Annotated in this window: 16 protein-coding genes; 7 read left to right on the forward strand and 9 right to left on the reverse strand. The window is 57.0% G+C overall.

The features are described 5' to 3' along the window. Positions 1-14: 14 nt before the first annotated feature. The 3 genes from HY751_12805 to HY751_12815 all read right to left on the reverse strand — a co-directional run bounded on the left by HY751_12805 (position 15) and on the right by HY751_12815 (position 2187). The gene (locus tag HY751_12805; GenBank protein ID MBI4667275.1) at positions 15-824 is read right to left on the reverse strand and encodes a CvpA family protein; all 810 of its coding nucleotides are present in this window, start codon (positions 822-824) and stop codon (positions 15-17) included. Between the two features lie 9 nt (positions 825-833). After that, positions 834-1565, reverse strand: coding sequence for a tetratricopeptide repeat protein (locus tag HY751_12810; GenBank protein MBI4667276.1), 732 nt, complete (start codon positions 1563-1565; stop codon positions 834-836). Positions 1566-1680: 115 nt separating this feature from the next. Next, on the reverse strand, positions 1681-2187 hold the full coding sequence (locus HY751_12815; GenBank protein ID MBI4667277.1) for a gamma carbonic anhydrase family protein: 507 nt from the start codon (positions 2185-2187) through the stop codon (positions 1681-1683). 80 nt (positions 2188-2267) lie between these two features. Between HY751_12815 and lpdA the strand changes: the two genes are divergently transcribed. The 7 genes from lpdA to amrB all read left to right on the forward strand — a co-directional run bounded on the left by lpdA (position 2268) and on the right by amrB (position 10847). Further along, the gene (gene lpdA / locus HY751_12820; protein ID MBI4667278.1) at positions 2268-3632 is read left to right on the forward strand and encodes a dihydrolipoyl dehydrogenase; all 1365 of its coding nucleotides are present in this window, start codon (positions 2268-2270) and stop codon (positions 3630-3632) included. Positions 3633-3642: 10 nt separating this feature from the next. After that, on the forward strand, positions 3643-4413 hold the full coding sequence (locus HY751_12825; GenBank protein ID MBI4667279.1) for a ParA family protein: 771 nt from the start codon (positions 3643-3645) through the stop codon (positions 4411-4413). A gap of 27 nt (positions 4414-4440) precedes the next feature. Continuing rightward, positions 4441-4980: a hypothetical protein gene (locus tag HY751_12830; GenBank protein MBI4667280.1), complete on the forward strand. Its 540-nt coding sequence runs from the start codon at positions 4441-4443 to the stop codon at positions 4978-4980. A gap of 84 nt (positions 4981-5064) precedes the next feature. Next, the gene (locus tag HY751_12835) at positions 5065-6339 is read left to right on the forward strand and encodes a hybrid sensor histidine kinase/response regulator (protein MBI4667281.1); all 1275 of its coding nucleotides are present in this window, start codon (positions 5065-5067) and stop codon (positions 6337-6339) included. Positions 6340-6394: 55 nt separating this feature from the next. Further along, positions 6395-7705 (forward strand): diguanylate cyclase, encoded by a 1311-nt coding sequence (locus tag HY751_12840; protein MBI4667282.1) that lies wholly within the window; start codon positions 6395-6397, stop codon positions 7703-7705. 110 nt (positions 7706-7815) lie between these two features. Beyond that, on the forward strand, positions 7816-9864 hold the full coding sequence (locus HY751_12845; protein MBI4667283.1) for a sodium-translocating pyrophosphatase: 2049 nt from the start codon (positions 7816-7818) through the stop codon (positions 9862-9864). Between the two features lie 164 nt (positions 9865-10028). Then, positions 10029-10847, forward strand: coding sequence for an AmmeMemoRadiSam system protein B (amrB, locus tag HY751_12850; GenBank protein ID MBI4667284.1), 819 nt, complete (start codon positions 10029-10031; stop codon positions 10845-10847). A 15-nt stretch (positions 10848-10862) separates the two neighbouring features. Here amrB and HY751_12855 read toward each other — a convergent pair whose 3' ends face one another. From HY751_12855 to HY751_12880, 6 genes are all read right to left on the reverse strand, one after another. Beyond that, entirely contained in the window at positions 10863-11264 is a 402-nt protein-coding gene (locus HY751_12855) for a zinc ribbon domain-containing protein (GenBank protein ID MBI4667285.1), read from the reverse strand. Further along, positions 11264-12001, reverse strand: coding sequence for an ATP-binding protein (locus HY751_12860; GenBank protein ID MBI4667286.1), 738 nt, complete (start codon positions 11999-12001; stop codon positions 11264-11266). Before HY751_12860 ends, HY751_12855 begins: the two co-directional genes overlap by 1 nt. 464 nt (positions 12002-12465) lie before the next feature. After that, positions 12466-13440, reverse strand: coding sequence for a hypothetical protein (locus HY751_12865; GenBank protein MBI4667287.1), 975 nt, complete (start codon positions 13438-13440; stop codon positions 12466-12468). Between the two features lie 66 nt (positions 13441-13506). Beyond that, positions 13507-14775 carry a 3-phosphoshikimate 1-carboxyvinyltransferase gene (gene aroA / locus HY751_12870; protein ID MBI4667288.1) on the reverse strand — a complete coding sequence of 423 codons (1269 nt, stop codon included), beginning with the start codon at positions 14773-14775 and terminating at the stop codon, positions 13507-13509. A gap of 19 nt (positions 14776-14794) precedes the next feature. Further along, the gene (surE, locus tag HY751_12875) at positions 14795-15547 is read right to left on the reverse strand and encodes a 5'/3'-nucleotidase SurE (protein MBI4667289.1); all 753 of its coding nucleotides are present in this window, start codon (positions 15545-15547) and stop codon (positions 14795-14797) included. Positions 15548-15587: 40 nt separating this feature from the next. Then, positions 15588-16379, reverse strand: coding sequence for a hypothetical protein (locus tag HY751_12880; protein ID MBI4667290.1), 792 nt, complete (start codon positions 16377-16379; stop codon positions 15588-15590). Positions 16380-16418 lie beyond the last annotated feature (39 nt).

A 16418-nucleotide genomic window follows, 5' to 3' on the forward strand; every position in this document is an offset into this window, starting at 1 on the left:
GGCGAATAGGGCTTTTAGCGCCCCCGCCCGGGTTTTTCCGCCCGCTCCAACAGCTTTTCCATCTCGCGCCGGTCGTAGTCGGTTATGTCGTCCTTCTCAGGCTTTTTACCTATGTCTTTGGGTTTGGCGGGAGCTTTCTTGCTTCCGGAATCCTTAGGCTTGACGTTCTCGCGCGGTTCTTTAGGCGCTTCATCCGCAGGAGCCTTTTTGGCCTGGGATTTCTTTTCCTCCCCATTGTTCAACAGCCCTTCGGCGGCCTTGATGCTGTCGGTGATCTTTTTGGCCCTATCTTTGGCCTCCCGGGTCTTCTCCACGGTTACCTTGGCCGCGCCCTCCAGGTCTGAAGCCAGGTTGGGCGCCAGTTTGGCCATTCCCAGCCTGCCCAGGTTTATCAGGACAGGAGCCGCCACAGAGCCTTCGGCCATTTCCTCTTTCAAAGCCGGTACCAGCGCCAGCGGGTAAACGATGATAGCCAGGATAAGGCAACCTTTCACAAGGCCCAAGCCTGCCCCGGCGGTTTTGTCCACCACCGAAAGCGCCGATGAAATATGAAGGACGCGGCGGACGAATATGCCAGTTACCACCACCAATGTAACCGTCAGGAAAAAGAGCGCCGCGAAAGCGGCTATGTCCGCCAGGGTCCCCTCGCCGAAGAACTTGGCGAATAGAGGGGTGGCGCCGGGATAATAGCGCGAGGCCATGAAATAACCGGCAACCACGGAAAAAAGGGAAAACGCCTCCCGCGCAAAACCCCTGAAGAATGACCAAACCATCGAGGCCGTAAGAAATACGGCCACGAATATGTCGAACCAGTGGATGGACAAGAGGCGCCCTTACATCCCGCCGGTAGCCGGGGCGGCGGCTGGGGCGGCCTTGGCGCCCGACTCTATCCGCCGCGCCGTGTCGTTCAGGAAATCGGCGGTCAGATAGTCCGGAAATTCGGTTTTCAGCCGGTTGATGGCCTTTACGGCTTCATCTTTCTTTCCGGCGGAGGCCAGGCTTAAGGCCATGCTCAATAGCGCGTCCTGTTTGGGGTAATAACTGGAATTATCCACAAGCTCCTTGAACCTGGCCGATGCTTCATCCGGTTTTCCCGAAAGCTCCAGCGCGTTTCCCTCCCCGGCGGTGGCAAGTTCATATATGAGCGACCCCTTCCCGGCGTCACCCTTGGCGGCCCTGTAGGCTTCCAGCGCCCCCTGGAAATCGTTTTTCCTCATGTGCAACGCCGCCAGCTCCAGCCTGCCCTGGGCCAGCGTCTGGCTGGATCCGCCTTTTTCCAGCATGGCTTTCAGGGCGGTTATCCCCTTGTCGGCCTGGGCCATGGAGGCCCCCTCCAGCGGAACGGTTTTAACGGCGTTATAGAGCCTCGCCTGGGCGTCCATAGACTGGGAGCCAAGATATGTCCATACCCCGTAAACCGCCGCCATGGCCACAGCCAGCCCGCCTAGCCCGATGGCCGCTTTCTCCCAGTTTTCCTTTAAGTAGTCTAATAAAGAGGCTGGCTGGCCGATAATATCCGCCGCGCCTTCTTCTTTTTTCCTTACTATCTTGTTATAGCGTGCCATTGCGTCTCCGATTCTTTATTGCTCCAGCGGCCCATTAGCGCGCCAGCGCCCGTGGAATCCCCCGTTTTTTAGTGGGGGTTATTATACACGAAACCCATTTCCTGAGGAGGAGCGGCTACATGTAGTCCAGCCGGTATTTCACATAATTACTCGAGGATATTTTCAGGAAGGCCACTTCCTCTTCGGTGAGTTTGCGTTTGGGCCTGGCCGGGGCGCCCATCATAAGCGTGCCTTCCTCCACCACCGTGCGTTCCGTCACAATGGCGCCCGCCGCAATGATAACGTTGGGTTTTAATACCGCCCCGTCCATCACTATGGCGCCCATGCCTATCAGGGCCGGGCCTTCGATTACGCACCCGTGCAAGGTCACCGAATGCCCAACGGTGATGTCGTCTCCCAGAATGAGCGGATAAGAAGGTTGCCGGGTGACGTGGAGTACGGAGTTGTCCTGCACGTTGGTCCTGGCGCCTATCATGATATGGTTCACGTCGCCCCGGATAACCACGTTGGGCCACACGGAGGATTCGGGCCCCATGGCCACATCGCCTATCACCTGGGCCGTCTCGTCGATGTATGCGGACCCGTCAATCTTGGGTAGAATTCCTTTAAACGGCCTGATCAAGGGGCAAACTCCTTATAGGTTCATGTTATAAAATCCAATCTATCTTATAATAAGTCGCAAAAAAGAGCGCGGGGAGCTATATGGAACGGTTCGATGTGGTGGTGATAGGCGGTGGGGCCGGAGGTTATTCAACGGCTGTCACCGCGGCCGGGCTGGGTCTTTCAACGGCGCTCATCGAAATCGGGGACATAGGTGGCGCCTGCCTGAACCGGGGATGTGTCCCGGCCAAGGCATGGATATCCTCCGCGGAAACGGTGGACATGGCCGCGCATATGGCCACGCTCACCCGGGAGCCGCTGGCCTTCTCGCCGGATTTCGGGCTGGCCGCCGAAAAGCAAAGGGCCATAGTGGCCCAGTTCAAAAAATCGCTGGAAACACTTATCGTCAAAAAAGGGGTGCAAATCATTTTGGGCCGGGCGCGGTTCCAGGCTCCGGGCGAAATTTCCGTGGAGACCGCCGAGGGGCCACGCGCTTTAGGGTATAGATACGCGGTAATAGCCACCGGCTCGGCGCCTGCCCGTCTTTTCAACCTGAGCGAAAATGCGGCCCTCACCAGCGACACCATATTCAACCTGAGCGCCCCGCCCAAGTCGCTTCTCATCGTGGGGGGTGGCGCCATCGGTTGCGAGTTCGCCGGGGCCATGAGCCGGTTCGGCGTGGAGGTTACGGTGGTGGAGCTTCTGCCAAGGCTTCTGCCTACGGAGGATTTCGAGGTTTCGGCCACGCTGGAGCGGGAGTTCAAGAAAAGGAAAATAAAGGTTGTGACCGGAACCCGCATAGAGGAGATAGCCGAGGCCGATGGCGGCGTAACAGCCACGCTGGCGGGCGGGGTCAGGCTTTCGGCGGAGAAGGTTTTAATTTCGGTGGGGCGCCGGTTTGTGACCGAAGGATTGGGGCTGGAGAACGTGGGAGTGACCCTGGGGGCCCGGGGGGAGATAGACACCGATGGCCAGATGCGCACATCCGCGCGGAACATCTTCGCCGTCGGCGACGTGGCCGGTAAACACCTGCTGGCATATACCGCCTACGCCGAGGGAAGGCGGGTGGCGGAAATCATCGGCGGGGTGGATAGCCCGGCCAGTAACACGCCTGTTCCCAACACCATTTTTACTATTCCTGAAATCGGCTCCGTTGGTGTGACTGAGGGCTCAGCGCCTGAGGGCTACGTTAAAGGGACATTCATGTTCCGCGCCTTGGCCCGCGCCCATGCCGCCGGGGAGATAGCAGGATTCGTAAAAGTGGTTTCTGACGGGGCCAGCGGCAGGATACTGGGGGTTCACATTATCGGCCCCCGGGCCACGGACCTGATACACATCGCCGCCGTGGCCATGGCCGCTCAAATGACCGTAAAACAATTGGGGGAGGTGATATTCTCCCACCCCACATTCTCCGAAGCCCTGCTGGAGGCTGTCCACGACACCCACGGCGCTTCCATCCACAAGTGAACCATAAGGCATGCCGCGCGGAACACGAAAACTGGCTATAGTAAACCGCAAGGGCGGATCAGGCAAGACCACCACGGCGGTTAGCCTGTCGGCGGGGCTTGCCATGCGCGGGGAGCGGACGCTTCTTGTGGATATGGACCCGCAGGCCAACGCCTCCATATCCCTTGGAGTGGACGGGGCCGTGGCCCCTCTAACCATATACGAGCTACTTTTGGGGGTGGAGACCGACGCGCGCAAGGGGGTTATCCGCTCCGCAGTGGACAGGCTTCATTTGATTCCTTCGGCCCCCCGGCTTTGCGGCGCCGAGATAGAGCTTGCAGATCTGCCCGGGCGGGAACTGAGGCTTAGGGATGTCCTGGCGCCATTCTCCGGCGAATATGATTATATTGTGGTGGACTGCCCTGTGGCTTTCGGCATACTGACATTAAACGCCCTGGTAGCCTGCGATGAGGCCCTGGCCCCGGTGCAGACACATCATCTTTCGCTGGTGGCCATCCGGCAGTTGAGGGACATTGTGAGGAAGGTAAACCAAAAGCTCAACCCGGCTCTGAAGATCGTGGGGCTTGTGCCCACGATGATAGACCGGCGGATGAAGATAAGCCAGGAGCTTGTGGAGGAGATGGAGAAAGAGTACGGCCGAAACCTTCTGCGCCCCAGCATAAGGCTGGACGCCAAGCTGGCCGAAGCCCCGGCCCGCGGGAAGCCAATCCAGGTTTACGCCCCCAAATCCAACGGCGCTTACGATTACACGGTGCTCACCGATGACATACGCCTCATGTGACAATAGCGTCCCGCATAAGGGGGCGCTGTGAAAAGCCTGCCTATCCGCGGGATGGGGCTGGACGCGGTGATAAAAGACACCCTGGCGGATCCGCCAGCGCCCCAGCCCGACCCGGAAGTAACGGCGCGGCTCAAAGCGGCGCTGGAGAAAGAAAGTTCCGCCCTGGCGGAGACGCAGGAACTTCTCCGGCTCCGGAACGCGGCGCTGTTGGAGATGGATGGAGAAAAGGCCCGGCTGGCCTCGGAGCGGGACCGATTGGAAAAGGAACTGGCGGAATGGGTTCCGGGCGGCGCCGGGCGGGAGCTTCTTCTTGCGGCTTTGAAGGAGCGGGCGGAAACTTTCGGCCGCGCCGGGAACCTGCTGGACGCCTTTCACCTTTACAGGCGCGCCCTGCGCCTGAACCCGTTGGACACCGGCCTGCTATACGAGATAGCCACCATTTACTACAGCGCGGGGTTATATCATCCGTCAGCCGAATGTTTGAGGGCCATCGTGGAGCTTGCGCCGGGGCATGAGCGGGCCGCCGAAAACCTGAAGGCTCTTGAGGAAGAACTTCGTGAATCTTGAAAAGGGCTGGTAGAATAAGATATTTTAATGCGATATTCATCCGGGGGGAAAACAGGTGGTTACCCCGCCTGCTAGGAGAATCCTTTGCTAGTTGAAAACGTTTCCAGCGCCTTTTCCGGCCAGCCTCCGCCAGCCACCCGTACAATTTTGATAGTGGACGATGAACGCGAGATCTCGGCCCTCCTCGTGCGCGTTCTAGACAAACAGGGGCACAAGGCTATTTCCAGCGCCGATGGAAGCGAGGCGTTTGAGCTGGTGAAAAAGGGGGGGGTGGACCTGCTTATCACCGACCTGAAGATGCCCGGCATGAGCGGGATAGAGCTTATCCGCGCAGTCCGCCAGATAAACAAGGAGCTGGAGATAATCGTCATCACCGGTTTCGGCTCCATGGAGATATTCATAGACGCCATCCGGGAAGGGGCTTCCGATTTCATCGTAAAGCCCATAGACAGGGACCAGTTCCTCCATGCTGTAAACAGGGCGCTGGAGAAGAAATCGCTGTCCGAAAGCCTCCTGACCCGCACCCAGCAGTTGCTCCAGGCCGAAAAAATGGCCACGGTGGGCGTGCTGTCCACCGGCATAGCCCATGAAATAAACAACCCCACCACTTTTATCCGCACCAACCTCCAGTTGATGCGCGAATATATAAAGCGCCTCGCCCCCAGGATGGAAAACCTGAACGACCCCAAGAACCAGGACTCGCTGAGGAACATCCTCCTCAAGGAGTTCCCGGAGATGATAGACGAGGCGCTGAAGGGCACCGACCGCGTGCAGAAGATCGTGGCCGGGATAAAACATTACGCCCACATGAGCGACGAGGGGGGTGGGGAGAATGTGGACATCCGGGAGGTGATAACCCAGGCGGTGAACCTGGTGCGCGCCAAGCTCCGCAAGAACATCACCATCACCGAAAATTACCTGAACATAAAAGAGATCAAGGGGCATTTCTCCAAGCTGGAGCAGGTGTTCGTGAACCTGCTGGTAAACGCCGGTGACGCAATAAACGACAAGATCATGCAACGCCGGAGCATTGGCGACAACGATTTTATGGGGATAATAGACGTTTCGGCCACCATTATAGATGGGGATGAGGCGGATGGCGTCAAGTCGCCCGAGTACCTGATACTTACTTTCTACGACAACGGGAAAGGCATTTCCGACGAGAAGCTTTCAAGGGTGTTCGATCCGTTCTTCACCACCAAGCCGGTGGGTGTTGGCACCGGTCTCGGCCTGTACATCTGTTACGAGATAATAAAACAGCATGGCGGGGAGATAACGGTGCAAAGTGAAGAGGGTGAGGGCACCGCGTTCATAATAAAATTGCCTGTGGAAGGCGCCGCGCCCAAAGGCCGTGGATAAAAAATAGACGGCTATCGGCCGGCCCCGATGTTTTTTTCAATGATTGTGTGGTCTTGTGAAATCAAAACGTATTCTTCTTGCCATCGAGAATCCCCATGCGCTCAGCGCGTCGGCGGAGGCTATCCGCAAGGCGGGGCACACGGTTACCCTTTCCAGGAGCGCCCGGGAGGCGTTAAGCCACGCCGGTAAAGGCCAGTTCGACCTTGCGGTGATAGATTGCGCCCTGCCGGAGATGGACGGGGTTTCATTCACCCACATCCTCAAGGCCGCCGAGAACACCAGAAACCTTCCGGTGGCGCTAATCTGCCTGGCCGGTGACGAAAGCACCCGCAAGGAGGGGCTGGAAGCGGGCGTTTCGGCCTTTCTGGAGAAACCGGTGGATGAGCGGGAATTGCTGAAAGTGGTGGGCGCGCCCCCCTCGGAACTAATGGCGGCGGAGCCGCCTCCAGGCAAGATCATGGTGGTGGAGGACAGCCCCATAATATGCAAGGCGTATAAGATTATTCTCGAAAAGTACGGGTACGATTATCACATCCAGCAGGACTCCAATGCCGCCATCGAGGCCATAAGGAGTTACATGCCCGACCTTATTTTGATGGACGCCAACATGCCGGGGCTGGACGGGTATGACCTGACCAAGATGATAAAGGCCGAACCCGCCCTGGAGAGCATCCGCATCATCATGGTCACGGCGGACACGAAGAAGCAAAGCATTCTTAAGGCGCTGGAAGCCGGGGTTGTGGATTTCCTCACCAAACCTTTCGACGAAGAGGTCCTGCTGGCGCGCATGCGGACACATCTCAACAATAAGCGGCTTTTCGACGACCTGGCCGCCGCGTACCACGAGCTTAAGACACTCAAGGACAAGCTGGAACTGCTCTCCATCACCGATGGGCTCACAGGCCTGTTCAACCACCGGCATTTTCATGAGAGGCTGGTGGCGGAGTTGGGCATATGCTCCACAGGCGGCGCGCCGGTATCCCTGATCTTGTTCGACATCGACCATTTCAAGAAGTTCAACGACACTTACGGCCACAAAGCGGGGGACGCTGTCCTTCGCGCCGTCGCCGATGTTATCCGGGATGTGGCCGGGGAGAAAGGAATAGCCGCAAGGTATGGCGGTGAGGAGTTCGCCATCATCCTTCCGGGGGCCACCGTGGAGAAAGCCGCTCCAGTGGCCGAAACCCTTAGGGAGAAAACCCAGGCGCGCCAGGTGGAGTTCAACGGCGCCACACTGACAGTCACCATAAGCCTTGGCGTGGCCATGTGGGATGGCAAAATGGCGGATAACCGGTTTATCGAGCTTGCGGACAAGGCGCTGTATAAAAGCAAGGAAGAGGGCAGAAACCGGGTGACCATTGCCTGAAGCCTCCGGCGTTTTGTTTTTCCCCCGTGACAAACCCGATTTTTCTTTGTTAAACTTGCCGAGCCGTAACTGTCCCTATTTATAACCTCATAACTTTTGGTCTATAGTATATGGAAAAACAAGCTGTAAGCGCTGTCCCGTCGTACGATCCCGACCAGGTTGTTTATGCCGCCCTGGGCGCCGGGGTCCTGGCCGTGTTGTATGCGGTATTCCTGACCATACGCATATTGCGGAGGCCGGAGGGTTCGGAGAAGATGGTCTCCATCTCCACCGCCATCCGCCAGGGAGCCGAGGCGTACCTAAACCGCCAGTCGAAAGTGATTGCCATATTCGCCGTGCTTATCTTCGGCCTGCTGGTTACCAAGTCCAGCGCCGCCCACGGTTTCGGGTTCATGGCCGGGGCCATCCTTTCAGGCCTGGCCGGTTACATAGGGATGATGGTTTCGGTGCGCTCAAACGTGCGCACAGCCGAGGCGGCCCGCAACGGGCTGGAGGACGCGCTGGACGTGGCGTTCAAAGGCGGCTCGGTGACGGGCCTTATGGTGGTGGGCCTTTCGCTCATCGGCGTGTCGCTTACATACTATTTCACCCGGGACCCGATGGCCACAATCGGCTTTGGTTTTGGGGCAAGCTTAATCTCCCTCTTCGCCCGCGTGGGTGGAGGCATTTTCACCAAAGCCGCCGACGTGGGGGCCGACCTGGTGGGAAAAGTTGAGGCGGGCATCCCGGAGGATGATCCAAGAAACCCCGCCGTGATAGCCGACAACGTGGGTGACAACGTGGGCGACTGCGCCGGCATGGGCGCCGACCTGTTCGAGACCTACGCGGTCACCCTCATCGCCGCCATGATACTGGCTGGGGCTTCCGCCGCGGTGCAGGAGGTTTACGGGCTGAACGCCGTCCTCTATCCGCTGGCCCTGGGCTCGGCGGCTATCGTGGCCACCATACTGGGCACGTTTTTCATTAAACTTGGGCCGGACAAGTCCATAACCATGGCCCTTTACAAAGGCCAGATAGCCACGGGGCTTATATCCGCGGCGGCTTTTTATGTAATCACCAACCACATGATGCACGGGGACATTAACCTGTTCATCACCTCGATTATCGGGCTTTTTGTGACACTGGCCATCACCGTGTCCACGGAGTACTACACCTCCACCAAGTTCCATCCGGTCAAGGCGGTATCCAAATCCTGCGAGACCGGCGCGGCCACCAACATCATCATGGGCGTGGCCATGGGGCTGGAATCCTCCACGCCGGTGATCCTTATAATCATAACCTCCATGGCGGGATCTTACGCGCTGGCCGGGATATACGGCATAGCCATAGCGGCGGTGTCCATGCTCTCCACCACGGGCATGGTTATAGCCATGGACAGCTACGGGCCAATCACCGACAACGCCGGTGGCATAGCCGAAATGAGCGGCCTGCCCAAAGAGGTTCGCAACATTACCGACGAGCTGGACGCGGTGGGCAACACCACCAAGGCGGTAACCAAGGGATACGCCATCGGCTCCGCGGCGCTGGCGGCGGTGGTGCTGTTCCAGGCTTATTCCGACGAGATAAGCCGCGCCGCCCAGAAAACCATTCCTTTCGCCATTACGGACGTTTCGCTGATGATAGGCCTTTTCATCGGCGCGGCCCTGCCGTACTTCTTCTCGGCTCACTGCATGGAAGCCGTGGGGCGCGCCGCTTTCGCGGTGGTGACGGAGGTGAGGTTCCAGTTCCAGGAGATCAAGGGGATCATGTCCGGCGAAGCCCAGCCGGACTACGCCGAGTGCGTGGACATCGTGACCCAGGCGGCGTTGAAGGAGATGATAATCCCGGGCCTGACGGCCGTGCTATCCCCCATAATTGTGGGATATGTTTTCGGGCCTGTGGCCTTGGCCGGATTATTGGCTGGCGTCATTGTGTCCGGCCTGTTGATGGCCTTATTCATGTGCAACGGCGGCGCCACCTGGGACAACGCCAAGAAGCACATCGAAATGGGGCATCACGGCGGTAAAGGCTCCGACGCCCACAAGGCGGCGGTGGTGGGCGATACCGTGGGTGACCCGTTCAAGGACACCGCCGGTCCGGCGCTCAACGCGCTCATCAAGGTTATAAACACCATAGCCCTTATCATCGCGCCGCATATAGCTACAATAACCCTTCTTTAACAAAAGAAGCGCTATTAGCCTTTAATGATGGGGCGCGGACTGCGGTTCGCGCCCCTTTTCATTTGGCCGGGCCCGCGCTTGACAGCAGGGCATTCCGAGACGATTCTAAGCTTATGAAGTAGTTGGGGCGGCCTTACGCGTTTACAAAACCTATGAGAACCGAAATGCGCAGGAAAGCGGCGGTGGCCGGGCATTTCTATCCGGCCCACGCGACGGCCATAAAACGGCAGATAGAGTCATTGATCACAGAAACAACGCCGCAACGCGAGGTTATGGGCGCGGTGGCGCCCCATGCCGGATATGTCTATTCCGGACCGGTGGCGGTAAAAGTTTACCAAAGGATAAAAGCCGCCCAAACCATTCTCCTGCTAGGCCCAAACCATGGCGCCGGGATGGACATGGCCGCGCCTCCAAAGGCGGCGATTATGGCCCAGGGGACGTGGGACATGCCAAACGGAGAGGCTGATATCAACCTGGCGTTGTCCAGCCTGCTTATGAATGAGACCGATCTGCTTGAAGACGCCCCCTGGGCCCACGAATGGGAGCATTCGCTGGAAGTGCAGGTGCCTTTCCTGCAATATTTCAACGGCGACATCCAGATTGTGCCCATAATCATCTGGAACCTCGCCGATGAGGAAATCACCTCCCTGGCGGCGGCTCTGGCGAGGGGGCTGAAGAAATACGGGAGGCCGGTTACGGTAATCGCCAGCACCGATTTTTCCCACTACATCCCGCACGAACTGGCCAAGCTCAAAGACGCAATGGCCATTGAGAAAATTATTGCGCTGGATGGAATGGGCCTTGTGGAAGTTGTCCGCCGCGAGCGCATATCCATGTGCGGCTACCTGGCTACGGCGGTTGTAATCGAGACATTAAAGGCCCTTGGCGCCACCAAGGCCGAGCTTGTTGATTACAAAACCTCCGGCGACGTGAGCGGCGATTACGCCAGCGTGGTGGGGTATGGCGGGCTTGTCATTAGCTGACGGCAAGGATAAAGATCAGCGTGGATTTGCCTTGCCGGCCCGGAATGTGTTTGCGGTGATGTAACCTCCGTATATCGCCAGGATGGCGCCGATAAGAAAATCCATGAACTCCTGCCCCGTTATAGCCCTGTACAGGAAAAAAACGGCACCGCCCAAAAGTCCGGCTCCAATCAGCAAGGCTGTGATTTTCCCGGACACGGATTTCACGGAGGGGCGCCGCGCCTTCAGCTTGTAACGCCATCGCGCCCGCTCAACTATCCGCTTTAGCTTTTCGGTGAGGGAAACCTTCTGCGGGAGCTTTTCGCCGCAATATGCGCAAACCGTATCGCTGAGCTTGTGCGGCAGGCCGCACTTGGGGCACGTCTGGTATTCCGAAGTCTCCCCGGCGGCGGCGTCTTCCACTTTTCTCAGGCTCATCAGTTTATTTCCAGCGCCTCTCTTGCCAGTTGTATACTCACTTTTTTACCACGAATCAAGGAATATTGGTCTATCTTGCCCAATGCTTCCATCTGGCTGGCAGGATCTCGCGGCAAACGGGACATAAGCCACAGCGCCACTTTCTCGGGAAGGGCCAAGCCCATACCCTCGGCCATGCGCCCTAGCACCTTTGCCCGGGCGTCGTCCCCCACGGGGTTTAACTCCACCGTAAGCCCCCACAGGAGCCTGGTGGAAAGCCATTCCTGAAAACCCCACCGGGATGGAGGCGCGTTCACAGCGGCGGCGAAAAGCCCCCCAGCCTCCACCACGGCGTTGTAAAGATGAAACACCTGATCCTCCACCACGGCGTTGCCCGCCACTTTCTCAAGATGGTCCACGGCCAGAAAGGAGGAGTTTTCGTATTGGTGGAGGGATGTTTTTATCTCCTCGTAGGCGGAGGATGTGCTGACAACCTCCAAAAGCCTAGGGGCATCAAGGTAAAGAGCCGTGCCGTAGTTAGACCAAGTTTTAAAATTGTTCCCCATGGCAATGAGCAGGTGGGTTTTCCCAGCCCCATCTGGGCCGTGTAGGGTCAGGCTTTTGGCCTTTCCTGGCAAGTTTCCTCCCGAGAACCCCTGACAAAGCTTTACGGTGGTTTCGTTCCGGCTATCCACCAAAAAGTCGTCAAAACAGTCCTCCTCCCGCGTGGCGGGGAAGGGGAATTTAAGCTGTGTCACGTATTAAAAAATGAAAAATCCCGAATATGTGTTGAAAAATTCTACGGCCTTTTGCTCCCCTTTGACAAACAAATATGAGCTTTCCGTTGCAATATATTCAATGCCAGTAAAAACAATAGGATACAACGTTGCGCCATTTTTAGGCAATCTGTTGTAACTCGTTTAAATTTAACCTTTTTTTAGCGTTGCCCCCATCTTTATCCACAGGTTTTTCCACAGGCTTTGTGGATGAAATATTCTCTCGTGTGGACATGTTTTGGAATGCATTTTGAGGCACTGCGCATTTTGCGAAGCGGAGCATCGGAATTCTTAACAAGCCACTTTAAGGTTCATGTGTGAAGGCTAAAAAACATTAAGTAATACTTCGTAGAACTTGCTTGTCAGCTACCCATTTCAACAAAAGATGCAAATTAGAGGCGGTTTAAAGCGGTGGATAGAATAAGAGCGATTTGAAGAGCCTAAAATTATTGGCCGGGATGATCCCAGTTGAAAACCACCCGGTCGGACTCGTGCCATACCCCCGGCTCTTCCGGTTCCGGATTGCGCCGGGCCATCTCCGTGGTCAGAAGCTCCACCGGCACCCGGGCCATTTGCAGGTAAAGGTCCACCTGTTCCTCCCGGCCGGCCAGGTATTCATCCACAAGCTCGGTAACATGCTTGCGGGACTCGGCGTTTACATAAAGGGTGGAGTAGAAACCCTGACCAAGTTTATCTTTATCCCCATGGATGAACCCGCGGATTTCTACCTTCCAGCAGGTGATACCCAAAGGAGTCCCATCCGTATCGGTTTCTTCTTCTTCCTCGTCCAGGTACAGGTCATAAAGGTCCGCCAGGTCTTCGAAGGCCGTTAAATAATCGTCCCCGGCTTCTTCATCTAATGGCAAAGGTTCATGGTAATGGGGTTCGTCCCAGAAGAAGCGCATATCCATCACGAAGGGAATCCCCAGTTTCTCCAGGGTGGACTCCATAAGGTCCGGATCCTTGTGATAAACATGGATGGTTTTATGGTCGTCCAGGAAAACTTCCAGCCCCGACCCTTCGGTGAAGATGCCCACACCGAAGAAACCGTCGTCCAAAGCCACGTCTTTCCAGTCTTGTATCCACCAGAGCACCTCTGTTTTGTCGAGTATCTCCTCGCTTATATAGGTGTCATGATCCCTGTAATAGTCGCTGGAGTGGATTTTCACCACAAGGCAGACTTTATCGGGTAGAAGGTTCGTTAGCGCCAGGAAAGTGGGTAGAATCCTCTCGTGGGAGACCATTATCTCGTAATAAAAACAGCCTTCGGTCTCCAGGTAACGCGAGTCGTAACCTTCCCCTTGGGCGAATTCCTCCTCCGGGTAGACCCCGAAAGGAAACGTAAATCCACCCGTTTTAAATCTTTGGGTCATGTCCCTTGTGGCAAGGGGCCGCCCGAAAGCTTTTTCTTTGTCGTCCATAATCTAATTATCAGGATTGCGCGTTATTTTGACAAGAATTAAAACAATGGACGCTACCGGAGACGGTTATTCCTCAGCAAGGTTTCCACCAACCGCATTGTATAATCTGGCGAAATTGGGGAAGGTAATGTCCGCCGCCTCGGCCCTATCGACAGTTGTTATTCCAGTAGCCCGGCTGGCTAAAAAAGCGAGGCTCATCACCACCCGGTGGTCTCCATGGCTTGTAACATTGGCCCCTCTGGGCGCGCCCCCGTGGACGATCAAAGAATCATGGGTTTCTTCGCACTTAATGCCCATTTTCCCCAGCTCCTGGGCCATCACCGCTATCCGGTCGGTCTCCTTTATCCGCGCCTGGGGCACGTTGCCCAGGATGGTGACCCCATCCGCCACCGCCGCCAGCGCGGCCATTGCGGGCAAAGCGTCCGGCGTGGAATTTAGATCAAGCTTGGCGCCATTAAGCTTGGCCCCGCGAACGGTAATCCTGCCGTCTATATGAAAAACCACTTCGGCGCCCATCTGTTTTATATAATCGAAGACAGCCTTATCCCCCTGCGAGTCGGCCATGTCCAGCCCCAGCAGGGTTATCTCGTTGCCGGGCATGGCGCCCATGCAGGCGAAAAAAGTGGCGGAAGAAAAATCCCCCGGGATCTGTTCGTCAAAAGCGGTGTAACGCTGGCCTCCTTTAATCTCGAACCGCTCGTAGCCTTGGCGGGTGTACTTTATCCCGAACCGGTCCAGCCAGCGGAGGGTCATGTCCACATAGGGTTTTTCGTTCAAGTGGGACAATGAAATAACCGTGTCCTGCGGAGCAAGAGGCGCGTGGACAAGCAGGCTGGACAGGTATTGCGATGTGGTCCCGTCCACGGTGGTGAATCCTCCGGCCAACGGGCCCCGTACTGTGGCTGGAAGCTTCCCGTTGGAGCCGGAAGTCTCCGCCCCCAGGTTCTTTAAAGCATCAAGAAGCGACCCCATGGGGCGCGACCGGGTCTGCTCGTCTCCGGTGATGGTTATACGTTCAGTCCCCAGCGAGGCCATGGAAAGGGCGAACCGCGCAGTGGTGCCGGAGTTGCCCACATCCACCGGCTCTTTAGGGGCGTTTATCTTCCCCCCCAGCCCCTGGACAAGCCAGGAATCCTCTCTCTCCTCAACCCGGGCTCCTAAAACCCTTACAGCCTCCCGGGCCGAGCGCCCATCAGCCGAATCCAGCGGGTTTTTTATGATGGATACACCATCCGCCAGCGCCGCGAAGAACAACGCCCGGATGGTGTGCGATTTGGACGCGGGTATCAACACTTCCCCAGCCAGCCGCGCCGAGGGCCCTACTAAAAACTTCATTTATCCTTGCCCCAAATCCCTAAAATTCCCAGCGGATTATTTTATCCATGAACTGATGGTTCGTAAGGTCGAAATGGATGGGGGTGACCGTTACGTACCCATCGTTTAGATAAGTGATATCCGCGTCATCGTCGGCCTTGTCCAGCCCCATGGCTCCGCCTTGCCAGTAATAGTCGTTCTGCCGGGGATCCACCCTCCGCTCGAAAACCTCGCTGAACTTGGAAGACCCCATCCTGCAAACTTTGACCCCCCTGATCTTATCCATATCCGATGGGGGGACGTTTACATTCAGAAGTGTGCCTTCCGGTAGCCCCTCTCTGGCCACACGCTCAACAATTCTAAGCCCGTAATGCTTGGCTCCGGAGAAATCCCGTGAGGTGAATGACGCCAGCGACACGGCTACGGAAGGGATTCCCAGTATCATCCCCTCGGTGGCGGCGGATACGGTGCCGGAATAAATGATATTGGTGGCCACGTTGGCGCCCTGGTTAATGCCGGACACCACGATGTCCGGCCGTTTTGGCAGTATGGCGCGCACGGCTATCTTCACGCAGTCGGCGGGGGTGCCGTTTACCGCTATTCCGAAAAACTCCCCGTCCCGCTGGACGTGTCGCACCCGTAACGGGTCCACCAGGGTAATGGCGTGCCCCACGGCGCTCATCTCAGTCTCCGGGGCCACCACAGTCACTTTCCCCAGCGCCGAAAGGGCTTCGCGCATGGCCTCGATCCCTTTGGCGTTTATGCCGTCGTCATTGGTCAGAAGTATTTCCACTTTTTAAGCCTTGTGTCCCTGGAAAATCAGGATGGTTGTTTTAGAAAAGGCCGAAAGAGTCCACCCATACCGAGCCGGAGCTTTTATTAAGCTGGCCGCCTTTCAGGTATATGCGGATGTTTTCTATTTTTTCCGGCATCTTGCCGGCTTTCAGCTTGATGTAAGTCTTGTCCGCCTTGTTGAAGAGCCATAGGTTGGATTCGTCAAACCAAACAACGATTCTGCCCCATTCTTCATTCACGGGCACATCGGGCCAGTCCCACCGCATGAACGAACTGCCGCTCCGGGTCATAACCGCAACCCCGATGGATTGGGCTCCACGGGATTTGGCGTAAAACTCCAGCCCGCTGGCTCCAGCCGCGTCCACCGGTTTTTTCAGCGTGATGGAACCTGAAACAAAAGTCCCTCTCCCGGTGGTGTCACCCTTTTTCCTGAAAGAGAGGAGCAGGGAAATGGGAGTGGGGCCCTTCTCCGTTTCGTCCAGCGAAAGAGTGGCGCTCATGTCCCGTGACATCTGGGTTCTAAGCGAGAAGTCCAGCTTGGAAGAGCCTATCTCCAGGAACACTTTTCCGGGTGGCGGTATTTGGCGGCTGGCCCGTTTGGGGCTTTTGGCGGATTCCTGGGCGGATTGTTCGCCGGTCAGTACACGCTCCGCCTCGGCCATGATCTCGCGCTTGAGTTTTTCGATATCCGGCGCGAAATCCGGAATGGAAGGGAGCGCGCCCAATCCGCCGCTTACCAGCCCGGCCCCTGCCCAGACAACGGCTCCCACAAGGCAAAGAAGCAACACGGGGGCGAATTTAAGCCAACCCGGAGGGGACTGTTCAGTCATAGGTTAGCGCTCTAAATAAAACCGGGCGGAAGGCCGCCC

Source organism: Nitrospinota bacterium, assembly GCA_016208975.1.
GTDB lineage: Bacteria > Nitrospinota_A > UBA7883 > UBA7883 > JACRLM01 > JACQXA01.

What these genes read in the sequence shown, in the direction of transcription:
- HY751_12810 (MBI4667276.1), bottom strand. Translation starts at nt 1,565, where the DNA reads ATGGCACGCTATAACAAGATAGTAAGGAAAAAAGAAGAAGGCGCGGCG.
- lpdA (MBI4667278.1), top strand. Translation starts at nt 2,268, where the DNA reads ATGGAACGGTTCGATGTGGTGGTGATAGGCGGTGGGGCCGGAGGTTAT.
- HY751_12825 (MBI4667279.1), top strand. Translation starts at nt 3,643, where the DNA reads ATGCCGCGCGGAACACGAAAACTGGCTATAGTAAACCGCAAGGGCGGA.
- HY751_12845 (MBI4667283.1), top strand. Translation starts at nt 7,816, where the DNA reads ATGGAAAAACAAGCTGTAAGCGCTGTCCCGTCGTACGATCCCGACCAG.
- amrB (MBI4667284.1), top strand. Translation starts at nt 10,029, where the DNA reads ATGCGCAGGAAAGCGGCGGTGGCCGGGCATTTCTATCCGGCCCACGCG.
- HY751_12855 (MBI4667285.1), bottom strand. Translation starts at nt 11,264, where the DNA reads ATGAGCCTGAGAAAAGTGGAAGACGCCGCCGCCGGGGAGACTTCGGAA.
- HY751_12865 (MBI4667287.1), bottom strand. Translation starts at nt 13,440, where the DNA reads ATGGACGACAAAGAAAAAGCTTTCGGGCGGCCCCTTGCCACAAGGGAC.
- aroA (MBI4667288.1), bottom strand. Translation starts at nt 14,775, where the DNA reads ATGAAGTTTTTAGTAGGGCCCTCGGCGCGGCTGGCTGGGGAAGTGTTG.
- HY751_12880 (MBI4667290.1), bottom strand. Translation starts at nt 16,379, where the DNA reads ATGACTGAACAGTCCCCTCCGGGTTGGCTTAAATTCGCCCCCGTGTTG.